This is a genomic window from Polynucleobacter sp. 78F-HAINBA (assembly GCF_018882325.1).
Lineage (GTDB): Bacteria > Pseudomonadota > Gammaproteobacteria > Burkholderiales > Burkholderiaceae > Polynucleobacter.
The window spans coordinates 25,161-44,057 of the sequence record NZ_JACVOQ010000002.1; the positions used below are offsets into that span (position 1 = coordinate 25,161).

At 47.0% G+C, this 18,897-nt stretch carries 17 protein-coding genes; 13 read left to right on the forward strand and 4 right to left on the reverse strand.

Annotated elements, in window-relative coordinates; all coding sequences use genetic code 11:
• Position 1 precedes the first annotated feature (1 nt).
• Positions 2-757 (forward strand): 23S rRNA (guanosine(2251)-2'-O)-methyltransferase RlmB, encoded by a 756-nt coding sequence (gene rlmB, locus ICN11_RS02215; RefSeq protein WP_216228952.1) that lies wholly within the window; start codon positions 2-4, stop codon positions 755-757.
• Positions 758-789: 32 nt separating this feature from the next.
• The gene (locus tag ICN11_RS02220; protein WP_215392435.1) at positions 790-975 is read left to right on the forward strand and encodes a DUF2892 domain-containing protein; all 186 of its coding nucleotides are present in this window, start codon (positions 790-792) and stop codon (positions 973-975) included.
• Between the two features lie 11 nt (positions 976-986).
• On the opposite strand, the gene trxC is transcribed toward ICN11_RS02220, so the two are convergent.
• Both trxC and tal read right to left on the reverse strand, forming a co-directional pair.
• Positions 987-1,409: a thioredoxin TrxC gene (trxC, locus tag ICN11_RS02225; protein WP_216228953.1), complete on the reverse strand. Its 423-nt coding sequence runs from the start codon at positions 1,407-1,409 to the stop codon at positions 987-989.
• Positions 1,410-1,418: 9 nt separating this feature from the next.
• Positions 1,419-2,387 (reverse strand): transaldolase, encoded by a 969-nt coding sequence (gene tal, locus ICN11_RS02230; RefSeq protein WP_216228954.1) that lies wholly within the window; start codon positions 2,385-2,387, stop codon positions 1,419-1,421.
• 109 nt (positions 2,388-2,496) lie between these two features.
• Between tal and rpiA the strand changes: the two genes are divergently transcribed.
• Positions 2,497-3,207: a ribose-5-phosphate isomerase RpiA gene (gene rpiA / locus ICN11_RS02235; protein ID WP_216228955.1), complete on the forward strand. Its 711-nt coding sequence runs from the start codon at positions 2,497-2,499 to the stop codon at positions 3,205-3,207.
• A gap of 222 nt (positions 3,208-3,429) precedes the next feature.
• On the opposite strand, the gene ICN11_RS02240 is transcribed toward rpiA, so the two are convergent.
• Both ICN11_RS02240 and argA read right to left on the reverse strand, forming a co-directional pair.
• On the reverse strand, positions 3,430-3,702 hold the full coding sequence (locus ICN11_RS02240) for an oxidative damage protection protein (RefSeq protein ID WP_062308940.1): 273 nt from the start codon (positions 3,700-3,702) through the stop codon (positions 3,430-3,432).
• A 58-nt stretch (positions 3,703-3,760) separates the two neighbouring features.
• A complete protein-coding gene (gene argA, locus ICN11_RS02245; protein ID WP_216228956.1) occupies positions 3,761-5,125 on the reverse strand; it encodes an amino-acid N-acetyltransferase in 1,365 nt (454 codons plus the stop codon).
• A gap of 17 nt (positions 5,126-5,142) precedes the next feature.
• Between argA and hrpA the strand changes: the two genes are divergently transcribed.
• The 10 genes from hrpA (at position 5,143) to xth (ending at position 18,894) form a co-directional block, all read left to right on the forward strand.
• Entirely contained in the window at positions 5,143-9,225 is a 4,083-nt protein-coding gene (gene hrpA, locus ICN11_RS02250) for an ATP-dependent RNA helicase HrpA (protein WP_370623587.1), read from the forward strand.
• 60 nt (positions 9,226-9,285) lie between these two features.
• Entirely contained in the window at positions 9,286-10,314 is a 1,029-nt protein-coding gene (locus ICN11_RS02255; RefSeq protein WP_216229178.1) for a cytochrome D1 domain-containing protein, read from the forward strand.
• A gap of 8 nt (positions 10,315-10,322) precedes the next feature.
• Entirely contained in the window at positions 10,323-11,093 is a 771-nt protein-coding gene (locus ICN11_RS02260) for a polysaccharide deacetylase family protein (protein WP_216228957.1), read from the forward strand.
• 15 nt (positions 11,094-11,108) lie between these two features.
• Entirely contained in the window at positions 11,109-12,086 is a 978-nt protein-coding gene (locus tag ICN11_RS02265; protein ID WP_216228958.1) for a sterol desaturase family protein, read from the forward strand.
• Positions 12,087-12,121: 35 nt separating this feature from the next.
• Positions 12,122-12,991: an EI24 domain-containing protein gene (locus ICN11_RS02270; RefSeq protein ID WP_216228959.1), complete on the forward strand. Its 870-nt coding sequence runs from the start codon at positions 12,122-12,124 to the stop codon at positions 12,989-12,991.
• Entirely contained in the window at positions 12,984-13,847 is an 864-nt protein-coding gene (locus tag ICN11_RS02275; RefSeq protein WP_216228960.1) for a molybdopterin-binding protein, read from the forward strand. Before ICN11_RS02270 ends, ICN11_RS02275 begins: the two co-directional genes overlap by 8 nt.
• A 197-nt stretch (positions 13,848-14,044) precedes the next feature.
• Positions 14,045-15,460, forward strand: a complete 1,416-nt coding sequence (gene glnA, locus ICN11_RS02280; protein WP_216228961.1) for a type I glutamate--ammonia ligase — start codon at positions 14,045-14,047, stop codon at positions 15,458-15,460.
• An 11-nt stretch (positions 15,461-15,471) separates the two neighbouring features.
• A complete protein-coding gene (gene glnL, locus ICN11_RS02285) occupies positions 15,472-16,608 on the forward strand; it encodes a nitrogen regulation protein NR(II) (RefSeq protein WP_216228962.1) in 1,137 nt (378 codons plus the stop codon).
• Positions 16,605-18,056, forward strand: a complete 1,452-nt coding sequence (gene ntrC, locus ICN11_RS02290; protein ID WP_216228963.1) for a nitrogen regulation protein NR(I) — start codon at positions 16,605-16,607, stop codon at positions 18,054-18,056. Before glnL ends, ntrC begins: the two co-directional genes overlap by 4 nt.
• On the forward strand, positions 18,049-18,894 hold the full coding sequence (gene xth / locus ICN11_RS02295; protein ID WP_216228964.1) for an exodeoxyribonuclease III: 846 nt from the start codon (positions 18,049-18,051) through the stop codon (positions 18,892-18,894). The genes ntrC and xth overlap by 8 nt, the downstream gene beginning before the upstream one ends.
• The last annotated feature ends 3 nt before the right edge of the window (positions 18,895-18,897 follow it).

Consider the following 18,897-nt stretch of genomic DNA (forward strand, 5'->3'; position numbering starts at 1 on the left):
GATGAAGCAAATATTGGTTGGTTTTCATGCAGTACAAGCGCGCTTACGAGTGGATGCGGCAAGTCTGAAGTCAGTTTATTTTGATCCGAGTCGTCGTGATCGCCGTATGGGAGATTTTCTCAAGCAGGCCGAAGAGATCTTGGGTGAACGACTGCACGCAGCCGACTCTGAGCGTCTTCATAAGCTTGCAGGACATGATCGCCATCAAGGTGTAGTTGCTCTGGCCGAGAAGATGACGATTGCACGCACCATTACCGAAGTGGTAGAGGACGCAGAAAGCAATCAAAGCAAAGTGATGTTCTTGGTATTGGATGGTGTAACCGATCCTCATAACTTCGGTGCATGCTTGCGTGTTGCTGACGGTGCTGGTGTTGATGCGGTGGTGATACCTAAGGATCGCTCAGCCTCCATTAACGCTACTGTCAGCAAGGTATCGAGTGGTGCTTCTGAAGTCATGCCGGTAATTACTGTTTCCAACTTGGTTCGCAGCATGAAAGAGATGCAGGAAGCTGGTGTTTGGCTAATTGGCACTGACGACGAAGCGGAAAAATCGATTTACGATCTGGACCTCACGGGCCCTATTGGTATTGTCATGGGTGCAGAGGGTGAGGGCATGCGTCGCTTAACCCGCGAGACTTGTGATGAGTTGGTACGCATACCAATGAAAGGCGTAGTCGAGAGTTTGAATGTATCTGTAGCTAGTGGCGTATGCTTGTACGAAGCACTAAGACAGCGTTTAGCTAAAGAAGCTAAATAATACGCACCCCTTCATCTACTCAAGAGGCTTCTATGAAATGCAATATCGGACATACTGACCGCGTTCTACGAATGACTGTTGGCGTTACTTTGATGGGGCTTGCAGGTTTTGGGATTACTGGCCCTTGGGCTTGGATCGGCATCATCCCATTACTGACTGGAATGATTGGCAATTGCCCGGCCTATAGTATTTTGGGTATCAATACTGCTAAGAAGTAAGTTGCAGCGCCTTAAGAAAGTAGTTGCCGCACAAATTGCTCTAATTGAGCTGGCGGTAGTGCACCGCTAATACGGTGAACCTCTTTGCCATTCTTGAATCCCGCTAGCGTTGGAATTGAGCGGATATTCCACTGTGACCCGAGCTGTTGCTCTGCCTCGGTATTCACCTTTACAAATAACACTTGATTGGCATGAGCAATGGCGCTTGCCTCAAAGGTTGGGCCAAACATCTTGCATGGACCGCACCATGGTGCCCAAAAATCTACTATCACCGGCATTACTGATTGAGTTACTAGCTCGCTGAAATTTGCAGCTGTTGCATTGATGGGTAGCGATAGCAGCTCTTGTTTGCAGGCTCCACAGATTGGGGTCTGATTCAGCTTCTCAGCAGGGACTCGGTTACCTTTGCTGCAATGAGGACAATGAATAATCATCTTAACTCCTTAGTTGCTTAATAAAGCCTCTAGCTTTTCAGTATCAATGCAGAAATTACGTATTCCCTCAGCCAATTTTTCAGTGGCCATCGCATCATTGTTTAGTTGCAATCTAAAGTTGGATTCATCTAACTTGAGAGGGGAGATATTTTCACTGGCAAGTGCACTCGCTGCATTGCTAGCATTGAGCTTTTTATCAACCGCTGCCGTACTGTTCTGAAGGTCGCCCAGCAACTCTGGACTGATAGTGAGCAAGTCACATCCAGCTAGCTCTAGAATTTGACTGGTATTGCGGAAGCTAGCACCCATGATTTCAGTGGCAATGCCGAAATGCTTGTAATAGTGGAAGATGCGCTTGACGGATGTAACGCCTGGATCATTTGCACCGCCGTTATCAACATCATTCCAGTTGCTACCAAGTTTGGCCTTGTACCAATCAGTAATGCGCCCCACAAATGGTGAAATCAATTTCGCATTGACTGCGCCACAGGCTGCAGCTTGCACTAAAGAGAAAAGCAGCGTCATATTGCAATGAATACCTTCGGCCTCCAAAACTTTTGCTGCCTGAATGCCTTCCCAGGTACCGGCTAATTTGATCAAGACGCGTTTGCGATCAATGCCATGCGACTCATACAGAGCGATGAGGTGTTTTGCTTTAGTAATGGTTGCCTGAGTATCGAAAGAGAGACGTGCATCAACCTCGGTCGAAACTCTTCCTGGGACGGTCTTCAAAATCTCCAGGCCAAACGCCACCAGGATGTAGTCAACTAAATCGACTGGTTTCATACCCGGATGGGCAGATTTAACTTGGTTTACCAATGCCTGATAGTTGGCTTGCTGGGCAGCTTTGAGGATCAGGGAAGGGTTCGTTGTGGCGTCCTGCGGTTGGTATTCCCGCATGCGTTCAAAGTCGCCGGTATCGGCCACCACGGTAGTCAGTTGTTTGAGTTGGCTCAGTGCGGTAGCGGAGGAAGTCATCAGAATCTTGAATGCTCTTATTTAATTAATCAGTAAAACAGATTGAATATCATATGATAGATGCATAAATAAGGCTGTTCCAGTTCAGATAAGGATATCGGGCAAGATCATGAATCAAGATCAATTAAAACAATTGGTAGGTGAAGCGGCGCGGGATGAGGTATTAAAGCTACCTCCTGGCCAAATCCTGGGTATTGGAACAGGTTCTACCGCCAATTGCTTTATTGACGCCCTAGCACCCCATAAGGCGCATTTCTTAGGAACAGTATCGAGTTCTAATGCTACGACTGAGCGCCTCTTAAAGCATGGTTTTAAGGTCTTGGATCCCAATGATGTGGATCAGCTACCCGCCTATGTAGACGGCGCCGACGAAATCGATCCTGCAGGCCACATGATCAAGGGTGGGGGTGGTGCCTTAACCCGTGAAAAGATTATTGCCTCGATGGCAAAGCAATTCATCTGTATTTGTGATTCTTCTAAGCAAGTGCCGGTGCTAGGCAACTTTGCCTTGCCTGTAGAAATTATTCCCTTATCCAAAGGGGTTGTAACTCAAGAGTTGGCCAAGTTGGGTGGTACGGTAACGCTTAGGATGTCAAAAGAGACTCGTTCGGATTTGGGGCAGACACCAAGTCAGCCTTTTGTGACAGATAACGGTGGCTGGATTCTGGATATAGCAGGTTTGAAGATTGCAGATCCAATTGCACTTGAAGCGCAAATTAATCAAATTGCTGGTGTGATTACTGTTGGCCTATTTGCAAAAGAGAAAGCCAATATTTTGCTGGTGAGCAATGCGTCCGGTGTGAGCAGAATCACGTTCTAAATTAAAAAACCCGACGGGGCAGCAAGCTGATCCATCGGGTTTGTTTGCCATGATTCTTCATGGCGCAGGCAAAGGGAAGAGATTTAGTTCCCAATGCCCATAAGCACATAGATATGCTTACGAGTAGTGGCTTTCGCCAATGTAGCCAATCACGAGATCTGACTGACTACGGCTCAATCCTATGCCTCTGGATTTAAGTCGTCAAGCGATAGTCAAAAATAATTATTCAGCTGGCGGTACGTAGCCCTGAGCCATATCTGCACCACCTTCAAAGAAGTACTTTTCAACTTGCTTGAGCAGGTACTGACGAGCACGAGGGTCGGCCATATTTAAGCGATTCTCGTTAATCAACATGGTTTGTTGCTTTAACCAAGCAGCCCAAGCCTCTTTGGATACTTGATTCCAAATCTTCTTACCTAGCTCGCCTGGCAGTGGAGCAAAGTCCATGCCTTCTGCTTCTTTATTGAGTTTGATGCATTGAACCATGCGTGCCATTTGTAATACCTTTCAAATACGGTGTACTAATAAATAATGAAAAAATAACTATAGAAGCTTAGAGATCTTTGGTGAGAACCATAGATTTGCGATCCCAGTTATAGATCTGCTTTCTTTCTTCAGGAAGATCATCAACAGAGGCACGCTTAAAGCCACGCTTTAAAAACCAATGCTCTGTTCTGGTAGTCAAAACGAAAAGCTTTTTAATGCCTTCGCGTTTTGCCCGCATCTCCACGCGCTTGAGTAAGCGCTCTCCATCACCCGAGCCTTGAACATCAGGATCTACTGCGAGGCAAGCAAGCTCACCTACGCCATTAGGGAATGGGAATAGGGCAGCACAGCCGAAGAGAACGCGATCATGCTCAATAACAGAGAAGCGCTGAATATCACGTTCAATGACGTCTTGACCGCGAGCAGCCAAAATACCTTCTTCTTCAAGCGGGCTAGTCAATTGGAGAATGCCGCCAACGTCATCTTGATTGGCTTCACGCAAATTTTCAATATCAGATGAGGCCAACATCATGCCGATACCATCATGGGTAAAGAGCTCTTCCAGAAGTGCGCCATCTTGATTGCATGGCAAGAAGTGCACGCGGCTCACACCAGCGCGAATGGCTCTGCCGGAGATATTGAGCAAACTCTTCATGCCAAGATCGAGTTCAGGGTGTTGGGCTACATATTCCTGTAGCTGTGGCATTGACAACTCGGTAATGTAATCGCCTTCTTCATCCTTTAGGCCGGCATATGGACTTAAGAAAATCAACTTATCCGCTTTAAGCGCAGCAGCAGTTGATGCTGCTACATCTTCAAATGCCAGATTAAATGCTTGACCAGTAGGCGAGAAACCTAAGGGTGAGAGCAACACAATCTTATTGCTATCTAGTGAAAGCTTAATTGAGGTCGAATCCACTTTACGCACCAAGCCGGTATGGATGTAATCAATGCCTTCAACTACGCCCACAGGCATTGCAGTAATAAAGTTACCTGAGATCACTGAAATACGTGAACCTGCCATTGGGGTATTGGGTAATCCGCGACTAAATGCCGCTTCAATATCGAGGCGCAATTCACCAGCAGCTTCTTTCACGCACTCCAAAGCCGCGGCGTCAGTGATGCGATAGCTGTGCATGGCGCTCTTACCGAACTGACTCTTAATATTGCGGAGGGTTAACTGCTCTTCAATTTGGGGGCGGATGCCGTGAACTAAAACAATACGCATACCCATGGCATGCAGCATGGCGATATCTTCAATGAGATTTTCGAGGCCGATTTCTTGGGCTAGTTCACCGGCGAAGGCGATGACAAAGGTCTTCTCGCGGAAGCTATGAATATAGGGCGCAACATCACGCAGCCATCCTACAAAAGGAAAGTTGGAGCTTGATTCTTCGGCGTTTGAGCCGGGGTTTGGTGCATTTGTTGGCATAGTGAGAAAATTATAGGGTGCAAGAGCCTATAAACCAACAAAAACCCAAAGCAAGCCCTGCGACTGTGCCTGCTTCCAACACCTCAAGAAGGCTAGAAATTCGCTTTCCGGAGGAGTTGCCGGTATCGGGCCAGCGCCAAATTATTAAAGACGCCTTGAGCTCCCATCAGGTGGTGATTGTCTGTGGTGAGACTGGGTCCGGTAAAACAACCCAATTGCCGAAGATCTGCTTGGATCTCGGTAGGGGCACTATCAACGGCGGCCGGCTGATTGGGCATACTCAGCCTCGCCGTATTGCTGCAACAGCCACAGCGAAGCGTATAGCCCAGGAGCTGGGCACTCCCATTGGACAGGACGTGGGTTATCAAGTGCGCTTTGCCGATAAGACTAGTCAGGGCGCCTCTATTAAGTTAATGACTGATGGCATCTTGCTAGCCGAGACCCAGAGAGATCCCCAGCTTCGTGCCTATGACACCCTCATCATCGATGAGGCTCATGAACGTAGTCTCAATATTGACTTTCTACTGGGCTATCTGCGTCAGTTGGTGCCCAAGCGTCCTGATCTCAAGCTCATCATCACTTCTGCGACTATCGACGCTAAGCGTTTCTCAGATCATTTCACCTTGAATGGCAAATCGGCACCTGTCATTGAGGTGAGTGGCCGACTTTTTCCGGTGGAGCAGCGTTATGAGCCACTAGAGCCTGATGCTAAGCCAGATGGAAAAAAAGAGTCCAAAGAAGCCAAAGAAATTCCAGATGCGGTAGCAGAGGCCATTGCCAATGTTTGGCGAGAGGGCGCTTCTGGTGCTGGCGATGTCTTGGTATTCCTACCGGGGGAGCGAGAGATTCGGGATTGTGCCGAAGCCCTGCGCAAAGATCATGTCCTTCAGCAACGCTTTCATCCAGAGATATTGAGTCTCTTTGCCCGTCAATCGGTTGCAGAGCAAGAGCGTGTATTTAATCCTGGTAATGGTCGACGCATTATCTTGACAACTAACGTTGCCGAGACCTCATTAACGGTTCCCAATATTCGATATGTAGTCGATAGCGGTTTGGCGCGCGTCAAGCGTTATTCCTATCGCAACAAGGTAGAGCAACTCCAGATCGAGTCTATATCGCAAGCTGCAGCCAATCAAAGGGCAGGTCGTTGCGGTCGTGTATCAGATGGTATTTGTATTCGTCTGTATAGCGAACAAGACTATTTAAATCGGCCTAAATTTACCGATCCAGAAATTCTGCGCAGCTCGTTAGCAGCTGTATTACTTCGTATGAGTTCTTTGCGCTTACCCCGCATTCAAGAATTCCCATTCATTGATAAGCCTTTAGGTCGCGCGATTGCCGATGGTGTGCAATTGCTAGATGAGTTAGGGGCTATTGTTTACGACGAAGATTCTGCAGGCGACAACAAAGATATTAATAACAGCTTCAAGTTGACTCCTACAGGTAAGCAATTAGCAGATCTTCCGCTTGATCCCCGAATTGGTCGCATGCTCTTGGCTGCTAAAGAGCAAAACGCATTACGTGAAGTCACCATCATCGCTTCTGCATTGGCCACACAAGATCCTCGCGATCGACCCATGGATCAAGCTGCTGCGGCGGATCAAGCGCATTTGCAGTTTGCAGATGAACGTTCTGAATTCTTGAGCTTTGTGAAGCTCTGGGATTGGTATCAGGATGCGCTGAAACATAAACATAGCAATCGCCAATTAGAGAACTTATGCCGTAGTAAATTTTTATCTCCAAGACGTATGCGAGAGTGGCGAGACGTTCACGGCCAGCTCCATACGATGTTGGGGGAAAAGGGTTGGAAAGAAAATCCCTCGGCTGCTACTTATGAACAAGTTCACCTATCTTTATTGACAGGCTTGTTAGGCTATGTCGCCAAAAAAGAAGAGGATGAAAAATCCCAAGAGCGCGGCAGTAAGACGGGTGGATATATCGGCGCACGCGGTATTCGTCCATTTATTTGGCCGGGCTCTACCATTGGCAAGAAGGCTGGTGCTTGGATCTTGGCAGGCGAGCTTCAAGAAACCAATCGGATGTATGCCCGTACGATTGCCAAGATTGAACCCCAGTGGGTTGAGAAGGTAGCAGCTCACCGCCTGATTAAATCTTTGAGCGACCCTTTCTGGGATAGTCGTCAAGGTGAAGTCATGGCATTTGAGCGAGGCACTTTGTATGGCTTGCCGATTTATCACGGTCGACGAGTTCGCTATGAGTCGCACAATCCAGAAGAGGCTCGCGAGTTATTTATTAAGCAAGCTTTGGTACAAGAGGAGATGTTCGGTCGCATGGATACTCCTGCATTAATGCGGGAGACCGAAGCTGACGCTAGAAAAAAATACCCGGGTAGTTTTGAATTCTTCTGGCACAACCGCAGACTGATTAAAGAAATTGAGGCATTAGAGCATCGCTCCAGACGTCCCGATGTCTTGGTAGACGATGATCTCCTATTCGCTTTTTATGACTCACGCATCCCAAAAGATGTCCTCAGCCGAGAGGGTATGAAAGCCTGGCTCAAGAAGGCAGCCAAGAGCGAGGGTGGCAATGAAGAGAGCGCTGACAGCCTCTTGCGTTTAGCTAAAGCCGACTTAATGCGCCATGAAGCTGCCGGTATTACGGTAGATCGCTATCCTAAAAAAATGATTGTCGGTGGTAGTGAGCTGAGTTTGACTTATCACTTTGAGCCTGGCAGCCCTAAAGATGGGGTCACTCTGGTTGTTCCTTTGACGTTATTGAATCAGGTGGATGGTCGTCGTTGCGAATGGTTGGTACCAGGTATGTGCGAAGAAAAAATACACCTGCTACTCAAATCACTTCCTCAGAAATTACGACGTCACTGTGTGCCGCTACCGGAGTATGCAAAATCGTTCTTAGAGCGCATGCTGGCAGACAAACAGTTTGGGGTAGGTGACTTTTTAGATAGTCTGATCACGGATATTCGTAAAGAGCGTGGTTTGGAAATTAAGCGAACGGATTTCAGGCCGGAATCCTTGCCACTGCATTCGACTATGAATTTCCGCCTAGTGGATGAGCATGGTCGCCAGTTGGAGCTCGAGCGCAACTTATCCAGATTGCGCGCAGAGTACGGAGAAACTGCCCGAACCGCGTTTCAGGCAATAGCCCAACAAGCGGTACAGGAGGAGTTAGGCGGTGAAGTTCCAGCAACCGCTCCAAACGCCCCCGTCAAAACAAGTCAGAGCGCCGGTACATCTACAGTAAAAAATGTAGAGCAGGGTGGATATCGCAGCTGGGACTTTGGTGAATTGCCTGAAACACTGGAGATTCAAAAAGGCAATCGCACCTTATTTGGTTATCCCGCTTTAGTAGATCGCACAGAGTCATGTGATTTTGAGGTTTTCGACGATTTACTTGAGGCTAGAAAATATCACTGGCAAGGATTACGAAGATTGTTTGCCCTGTCGAATAAAGACACGCTCAAGGCACTACAAAAACAGCTGCCCGGAATTCGGGAGCTGGGTTTGCTATTTATTAATGTTGGTTCAGTAGATGGTTTGATTGAGCAAATTCTTAATCTTGCTTTAGAGCGTGCCTTTATGGGCGATCCACTCCCTGTGAATGCTGAGCAATTTACAGAGCGCCTGCAATCAGGTAAGCCACGCTTAGCCCTGATTGCACAAGAGATTTCAAAGCATGCCCTAGCGGCTTTGCAGGCTCATGCGGACCTTCAAAAGAAACTGGCCCAGGCCAAGGCTGCCTCAGCTGCTGCATATACGGACATTCAAACGCAAGTTCAGGGTCTGATATTCCCCAAGTTCGTATCCGATACCCCTTATGCGCAGTTGGTGCATTTCCCGCGCTATCTCAAGGCGATTGCAATGCGTATCGATAAGTTGCGTGCCAATCCTAGTCGAGATGCGCAGTGTCAGAAAGACTGGGAGTCTGTTGCTCGGCCATGGCAAAAGCTGGTTCAAGGCAGTCGTGGATCTGCGAACTATGCCATGTCTGAGGACCAGGCTTTGACAGATTTTCGCTGGCAACTGGAGGAGTTGAGGGTGGCCCTCTACGCTCAGGAATTAAAGACCCCAACCCCAATGTCTTTGAAACGTCTTGAAAAGGTCCTGGCCAGCTTGCGTTAGGTCAAATAAGTCTTTGCCTAAGGCGCCAGTCTAGGGCGTCAATTGCTTACAATGAGAGCTATGCATACTTATCTCAGAAAAGCCAAATTTGGCACTATTTCAGCCTTGACTGCATTTGCCCTGATTGGGTTTCAGAATGCCGCCTTTGCACAAGCTCCAGCAGCAGCTGACTCCAAAGGCGAGCCCAAGTTAGCAGTTGTATTGAACTCTGGGGAAGCAACGGTGAGCTTGATCGATATGTCGAGTCGCAAAGTCATTAAGACTGTGTCGGTTGGTAAAGAGCCCCATCACTTAATGATGACTCCAGATCAAAAGACGCTACTGATTGCAAATGCTGCAGGTAATGATGTTGTCTTAATGAACCCCACTACTGGTGAGTTGACAGGCAAGATTCCTGACATCATTGACCCTTACCAAATCGGCTATTCACCGAACCATAAATGGTTTGTTTCAAACGGCAATCGTTTGGATAGAGTGGATGTCTATCACGCTCAAGGCGCAGACCTGAAGTTGGCCAAGTCGATTAAGTTAGGCAAGACACCAAGTCACGTTGCATTTACAGCGGATAGCAAGATTGCATTTATTACCCTACAAGATTCCAATGAATTAGCAGCAATTGATTTAGATAGTCAGACTGTGCTTTGGAAAATGACGACAGGTAAGGTGCCTGCTGGCGTTTGGATGACTCCTGGAGACCAATATCTATTGGTTGGCATTACTGGCGAAGATAATGTCCAGGTAATTGATTGGAAGAATCGCAAAGAAGTTAAAAGAATCTTGACCGGGAAGGGCGCTCATAACTTCCGTCCCTTGGGCGATAAAAAGCATGTGTTCGTCAGTAACCGTATTGCGTCAACCATTAGCCTAATCAATATGCAGACCTTGGAAAAGGTGGGTGATATTACTGGTTTGCCTGCAGGCCCGGATGATATGGAAATTACGCCTGATGGAAAAACGATGTGGGTCACATTTCGTTTCTCCAAAAAGGCAGGGGTGATTGATATCCCATCCATGAAGCTGGTGACTGTGATTCCGGTTGGTAAATCCCCGCATGGGGTTTTCTTCGCCCCACGTGCCGGTTGGGAATAACTTAGGTAATGCTTCTCAAAGCCTTATTTACCAGACTTGCAGCACTACTGGTCTTAGCGTTTTTTACATCGCTTGGGTTTGCGCAAGAGTCACATTGTAAAAAAACGATTTACCTCACCTTTGATACCGGCAATATGTCTGTTGCTCAGACAGTTGCAGACATATTAAATCGCCAAAAAATCAAAGCCACTTTTTTTCTGGCCAATGAAAAAACCAGTCGCGGTGATTTTTCTCTAGATGATTCATGGAAATCTTTTTGGCAGGATCGTGTTCGCGAAGGTCATCATTTCGGCAGCCATACTTATGACCATCTGTACTTTGTCAAAGATGGCCCCAGCGGAGAGATCTTTGCAAAGCCACAGTTTGGCTCCAAAGCCGGAGTGATGAGTCTGTATAACGAAGCAAGTTATTGCCGAGAAATCAGGCGTGTAGATGAGCGATTCAAAGAGCTAACTGGTAAGAATATTCAGAAAATTTGGCGCGCACCTGGCGGTAAGACTTCGCCTCGTTCCATTAGGATGGGTGGTCAATGTGGTTACCAGCATTTCGGCTGGAGTCCAGCTGGTTTTCTGGGTGATGAACTGAGCTCACAGACCCACCCCAATCAGATGCTTCTGGATAAGGCTAGTAGTCAGCTGCAAGATGGTGATATCACCATGGCCCATCTGGGTATTTGGTCGCGTAAGGATCCCTGGGCGCCAGCCGTCTTAGAGCAACTGATTGTCAATTTGAAGGCTCGTGGCTTCTGTTTTGCAACCCTGCCAAAACAGGATAAATAAGTCACAATTGGATATATGGATTCCAATCCTCTACTAGCCGCCATCTCGTCCGCCTACGCTAGCACGCAAGAATTCTTGTTCGCTAATGTAGCGGGACCCATTCTGTATCAATTCGACCTGATGTCTATGGCAGAAGATGTCTTTGATGGTATCGATTGGTTTTTGTTTGGCTGCATTCAGATCTTGCTAATTGCTGTCATCTTGCGTACTTGGGAAACATTTTCTCCGGCAGAGAGGCAGGAGCGTTTTGCCACAAGTTCTAAGGCAGATATTTTTTACACTTTGTTTCATCGACTGGGCATTTTTCACGGCTTGATCTTTCTCGCCTTATCGGGGTTTTTCTTTCAGATCGACTCTGTCCTACATGACTTCCGATTTGGCAGGCTCAATGTAGAGTCATGGTGGCCACCAGTAACTTCTATCCCCTTAGTTAGCTTTTGTATTTACTTTGTATTGCTAGACCTAGTTGAGTATCTATATCACCGGGCTTCACATACTTTCAATTGGTGGTGGCAATTGCATGCCCTGCATCACAGTCAAACTGTTATGACAGCATGGTCGGATGACCGAAACCATATTCTCGATAGCATCTTGCATGCAGTCGTATTTGCTTTCTTTGCATTACTTTTTGGGGTATCTCCGAGCCAGTTTATTTTGCTGGTGGTATTAAGTCAGTTTATTCAGAGTTGGCAGCATGCCAATCTGAAAATTCATCTTGGTGCCTTTAAATACCTATTGGTATCGCCGATGTATCACCGGATGCATCATGCGGTAGGTTATGGCCACGAGGTCAAAGGTAAACCAGGTGTTTTGGGCGGTTGCAATTTTGGTGTCTTGTTTCCGTGGTGGGACATGATCTTCAATACCGCGATCTTCCCAAAGGAAGTTCATCCCACTGGAGTCCGGGATTTGACTATTTCACATAATGTGTTGCAGCAGCAGTGGCAAGGTCTGCTGCATTCTGTGCGTGAAATTTTTCCTAAGACGAAGTAAATAAACAGCAGTCCACTCGCTAGCAATGGAAATCTATGGATAGCATGCAGCAGGTATTTAAGTCGTTTGGCTTAGCTTTAGTTGGCACGATGCATCCTAGAATGCTGTGGTTAAGCCTGCGCCCATTTTTGATTGTCTCTGTCTTATGGGGGTGCTTAATTTGGCTAACTTGGACTCCGGCATTAGAAATGCTCAGCATCTTTCTAACAACATCCATCTTTACTAGTTGGATTCAGGATGGCTTGATTTGGGCTGGATTTGAGAACGCACGTGCCTGGATTGCGCCACTCTTTTTTGTCATGCTGCTCATCCCATTAATCTCGATCAGTTTATTGGTGTTCATCGCATTCACTACCGTACCAACGATTGTCAAAGTAGTTACTAGGCAACATGCCTATAAAGATATTGAACGAAAAAAGGGTGGTGGCTTGTTTGGTAGTTTTGTTTACACGATCTGGTCTGCCCTGATCTGCTTGGCATTGGTGATGTTGACTCTGCCGGTATGGTGGATTCCACCATTGGTAGCTGTTTTGCCGCCATTACTCTGGGGCTGGTTAACCATGCGTTTAATGTCTTATGATGTGCTGGCTCAGCATGCCAATTCTCAAGAGCGCGATACCTTATTGCACCAACACCGTTGGCCACTGTTAGCCATGGGAATTGTTTCGGGAATGCTTGGCGCTGTACCCACTTTTTTCTGGGCAACCTCAGCATTGGCTTTGGTGTTGTTTCCTGTTGTGAGTTTTGTAGCTCTTTGGATTTACTCTTTGATCTTTGTATTCGCTGCGTTGTGGTTCACGCACTATTTACTTGAGGCATTAAAAGAGTTGCGTAGAAATGAGTTGGATCAATCTTTAAATATTGAAGCACGTGTAATTGATATGGAGCTCCCGTACCATGGTTGAGGCATCAAAACAGGTCAGCATTGATGCGCCCGAGGTTAAGGCGCGTCGCTTTGGATTAATTGTGATTGGTGATGAGATTCTGTCAGGCCGTCGCCAAGATAAACACTTAAGTAAATTGATTGAGCTCTTGAATGAACGCGGCTTGAGTCTATCTTGGGCGAAGTATGTTGCTGATGATCCTGCGCAAATTACCGCAACCCTGAAAGATAGCTTTGCAAGTGGTGATGTCGTATTCAGTACTGGTGGTATTGGCGCTACTCCGGATGACCATACTCGGCAGTGCGCTGCTTTGGCTCTGGGCACCAAAACTGAACTGCATCCAACTGCACAAGAATTGATTGCTGGGCGTATTCAATCTATGGCGGAAGGGGATCCAATAAAGGCGGATCTCAACACTTCCGAAAATCAACACCGTTTCAAGATGGGTGAGTTCCCGATTGGTAGTGACATCATCCCCAATCCCTACAACCAGATTCCTGGCTTCTGTATTCGTGAGCACTATTTTGTCCCTGGGTTCCCGGTAATGGCTGCGCCGATGATGGCTTGGTGTCTAGATACCCATTATCAAAACCTCTTTCATCGTGAAAACTGGGCAGAGCGGAGCTTTATCGTCCCTAAGGGTATCGAGTCAACCTTAACGCCTTTAATGGAGCGTATAGAAGCTACATTCCCAGGCGTGAAGGTCTTCAGTCTTCCATCGGTTGGCGATGCCTCTAAGGGCGGTGTTTATGCTGAACGCCATATTGAGTTGGGCATTAAAGGCAATGCAAACTTGCTCGATAGTGCCTGGATTGCTTTACGCACAGGTACCGAAGCTCTGGGTTATGAAATTCATGATATTTCTAAACCCGAGTAAGCACTAGTTTGGTGCAAATTGGGTATTTTTTAAGGTTTTGAGGGGTATTTCAGCACTTAATTAGTGCAATAATGACTGTTCCCGTTTGTTTGCTTCAGTAAATTAGATACATCCCAAGGGCATATTTGATGCCTGGAATAAACAAGGGTGTACACCTTAGGTTTGTATTCCGAATTTAGTTAATAGAGGAGATTTGCATGACGAAGACCGTCGCTGATGTGATGAAGTTAGTTAAAGAGAAAGAATGTACTTTCGTTGATTTCCGCTTTGTAGATACAAAGGGTAAAGAGCAACACACAACAGTACCTATTTCCCATTTTGACGAAGACAAATTTGAGAGCGGTCATGCATTTGACGGTTCATCTATTGCTGGTTGGAAGGGTATTGAAGCTTCTGACATGTTGTTGATGCCTGATCCAACAGCTTGCTACATCGACCCATTCTATGAAGAGCCAACATTGGTAATCACATGTGATGTGATCGAGCCTTCAGATGGCAAAGGTTACGACCGTGACCCACGTTCGATTGCGAAGCGTGCTGAGTCTTATTTGAAAAGCACTGGCCTAGGCGATACCGCTTACTTTGGTCCAGAGCCAGAATTCTTTATTTTTGACGGCGTCCGTTGGGGTGCTGACATGCAGGGTTGTTTCGTTAAGGTAGATTCTGAAGAGGCTCCATGGTCTTCAGCTGCTGAAATCGAAGGTGGTAATACTGGTCACCGTCCAGGCAAAAAAGGCGGCTACTTCCCAGTTGCTCCAGTAGATACATTCCAAGACATGCGCTCTGAAATGTGTTTGATCCTCGAATCTTTAGGCATTCCTGTCGAAGTACATCACCATGAAGTTGCTGGCCAAGGCCAAAACGAATTGGGTACTCGCTTTAGTACTTTAGTTGAGCGTGCTGACTGGACTATCTGGCAGAAGTATGTAATTCAAAACGTTGCGCACGCATACGGTAAGACAGCTACGTTTATGCCTAAGCCTATCGTTGGCGACAACGGTTCTGGTATGCACGTTCACCAATCTATTTGGAAAAACGGCGAGAACTTGTTTGCTGGTAACGGCTACGCAGGCTTGTCAGAGTTCGCATTGTTCTACATCGGCGGCATCATCAAGCACGCTAAAGCATTGAATGCGATTACTAACCCAGGTACAAACTCATACAAGCGTCTGGTTCCAGGCTTTGAGGCTCCAGTGAAGTTGGCTTACTCAGCACGTAACCGTTCTGCTTCGATTCGTATTCCACACGTTTCAAGTCCTAAGGGTCGTCGTATTGAAACTCGTTTCCCTGATCCATTGGCTAACCCATACCTCTGCTTCGCAGCATTGATGATGGCAGGCTTGGATGGTGTTCAGAACAAGATTCACCCAGGTGAAGCTGCTGACAAAAACTTGTATGACTTGCCGCCAGAAGAGGATGCAAAGATCCCAACCGTTTGTGCAAGCTTGGAAGAAGCATTAGAAGCTTTGAACAAAGACCGTGAGTTCTTGACTCGTGGCGGTGTCTTTACAGACTCTATGATCGACGCATATATCGCTTTGAAGATGGAAGATGTCACACGTTTCCGTATGACTACTCATCCTATCGAATTCGATATGTACTACTCCCTGTAAGCGAAGGAGAAATGTTGAGCGCAGGTCTGTTGCGCAATTCGTTCAAAGGGGCAGCTTCGGCTGCTCCTTTTTTTCCGACATTGCTTGATCAGATGCCCAATGCCATCGTGGTATTTGAGGCTGAGAACCAACAATTGGTTTACGTGAACCCAGCTGCAGAGTCTGCACTGGATCTTTCGCGTAAATCTCTTGAGGGGCAATCTGTGCACAACTTGTTTGGCGATAACCAGTCTATTAAGCACATGATCGAAGAGGTGAAGCTTGGGCATGTGTCCGCTCAGCGTCAAGAGATGGTGTTGCATTCATTACCAGGTAGTATTCATCAAGAGTCGATTCCTGCGCACGTAGTCGTGGCTAGTCTTGAAGATCCAACTCTGATCATGATGGAATGGTTTCCGATTGATCAGCAGTTACGAAGTGAGCGCGACGAACGCGTCACTCAGCAAGTTGAAGCTAATAAGCAGTTAATGCGCAACTTAGCGCATGAAATTAAGAATCCTTTGGGTGGCATTCGAGGTGCTGCTCAATTACTGGAGTTTGAACTTCCAGAAAAAGGCTTGCGTGAATACACCCAAGTCATTATTAAAGAATCAGATCGTCTACAGAACTTGGTGGATAGATTACTCGCCCCACATCGTAAGGCGCACGCTATGGAATCCTTTAATGTCCATGAGGCATTGGAGCGCGTACGTAGCTTGGTCTTGGCGGAGTTTCCAAAAGGTTTGAGAATTATTCGGAACTACGACACCAGCCTGCCTGAGGTGCTCGGTGATCGTGAGCAGTTGATTCAGGCAGTCTTAAATATTGCCCACAATGCTGCTCAAGCCCTGTCAGAAGAAATACAGCAGGGCATTGCTCAAATTGAATTGAAAACGAGGGTGGCTCGCTCTGTAACCATTTCGAAGCAACGCTACAAAATGGCGATGGACTTGCATGTCATTGATAACGGACCTGGTATTCCAGAAGATATACGCGAGCGTATTTTCTTCCCTCTAGTTTCTGGCAGAGATGGCGGCAGCGGTCTTGGGCTTACGCTGGCTCAAACTTTTGTGCAGCAGCACCAAGGCTTTATTGCTTGTGACAGCCGTCCTGGACGGACTGATTTCCATATTCAAATTCCTTACCGTAGGCAGGAGAAAGCATTATGAAACCCGTTTGGATCGTGGATGATGATCAATCTATTCGTTGGGTCTTAGAGAAGGCGCTGACTCGTGAGAATATTCCCCATAAGAGTTTCTCCAATCCGAATGATGTGCTCGATGCGCTGGAGAAGGATGTTCCGCAAGTATTGATTTCTGATATTCGGATGCCACGTGGTAATGGTTTAGATCTTCTGCAAAACGTAAAAGAAAGTTATCCGATGTTGCCGGTCATTATCATGACGGCATACTCAGATTTAGATTCGGCAGTTTCATCATTCCAAGGTGGAGCATTTGAATATCTCACTAAGCCATTTGATATTGATAAGGCTGTAGAGCTTATTCGTCGTGCTATGGAGCAGAGCGAGCGCAATCAATCAGGTAACAAAGAGATGAATGGCTGGAGACAAGACTCCACTGAAATTATTGGCCAAGCTCCCGCAATGCAGGAAGTTTTCCGTGCCATTGGTCGCTTGGCTCAGTCTCATTCAACAGTCTTAATTACCGGTGAATCTGGCACTGGTAAAGAGTTGGTTGCCCAAGCATTACATAAACACAGTCCTCGCGCTAAGGGCCCATTTGTGGCTTTTAGTACTGCGGCAGTGCCTAAGGATTTACTGGAGTCAGAGTTATTCGGTCATGAGCGTGGGGCTTTTCCTGGAGCATTAACTTTGCGTCGCGGACGTTTTGAGCAGGCTGATGGCGGCACTTTATTCCTAGATGAGATCGGGGATATTCCATTTGATCTGCAAACTCGCTTATTGCGTGCATTAACCGACGGTCACTTTTATCGCGTTGGTGGGCAGGATCCTATCAAAGCAAATGTGCGCATCATTGCTTCAACTCACCAAAATTTAGAAGCCCGTGTTGCTGCTGGTGCTTTCCGTGAAGATTTACTGCATCGCTTAAATGTGATTCGTTTGCGGATGCCAGCCTTGCGCGAGCGTGCTGAGGATATTCCAGTTCTAGCACGCCACTTTATGTTGTCTTGCGCTAAGTCTTTAGGCGTAGAGTCTAAAAAACTATCGGATGATGTTTTAAAAGAAATCAGCGTTATGCCATTTCCAGGTAACGTGCGCCAATTAGAAAACCTCTGCCATTGGTTAACCGTAATGACCCCATCTAATGTGATTGGGGTAAGTGATTTACCGGCTGACATTTTGGCGGAAGCTAGTGAGCAACCTGTTTTGTTGCAGGGCGAATCTAGCCCCTCGACTCCAGTTGCCGTTAGAGGCGCTTCGGTAGATTGGGAGGGTGGTTTAGGGCGACTGGCAGTCAAAATGCTTCAAGACGGCGACGCGGAAGTGTATGACGTTCTCTGCTCTAAGTTTGAAAAAGCAGTGCTGCAAGCAGCCCTAGAGGTCACTCGTGGAAGGCGAGTTGAGGCAGCCCAGCGCCTTGGTATTGGCCGCAATACGATCACCCGTAAATTGCAGGAGCTCGGCATTGATGGCTGATTCGATTCGAATAGCAGCCTGGAATGTCAACTCACTAAAGGTTCGTTTACCTCACGTACTCAAGTGGTTACAGGATCAAGAAAAAGCGAAGAAGCCAATTGACGCTCTTTGCCTTCAAGAACTCAAATTGACTGATGATAAGTATCCGCACAAAGAACTAGAGGAGGCAGGGTACATCAGCATTGCTGCCGGACAAAAGACCTATAACGGTGTCGCCATCATTGTTCGCAAAGCGGCATTAGCGCCGATTGCTACAGATCATGAAACTACTTTCTTAAAGCCTATTAGAAATATTCCCGGAAATGCGGATGAACAACAGCGCATCTTGGCTGCTACCGTTTGCTTCAAGGGCATGCAGCCGATTCGTCTGGTGTCGGCATATTTTCCCAATGGACAATCGCCCGATAGCGATAAATTCCAATACAAGTTGGGATGGCTTGCAGCGCTTGAAGATTGGTTAAAAGAAGAGTTAACTCAAAATACCCGTTTAGCGCTCTTAGGCGACTTTAATATTGCACCTACCGATGATGATGTGCATGATCCGTCTAAGTGGATTGGCCAGAATCTTGTATCCCCACCAGAGCGAGAAGCTTTTCAGAAGCTCCTCGATTTGGGCTTCACAGATTCATTCCGAATGTTCGAGCAGGCGCCTAAATCCTTTAGCTGGTGGGATTACCGCATGATGGGCTTCAGAAGAAACGCCGGCATGCGGATTGATCACGTTCTGCTGAGTGACGCGCTTAAGGAAAAATGCAGCGCGAGTGTCATTGACAAAGAGCCCCGCACTTGGGAGCAGCCTTCAGATCACACTCCAGTGATCGCTGAAATCAAAGCCTAGATC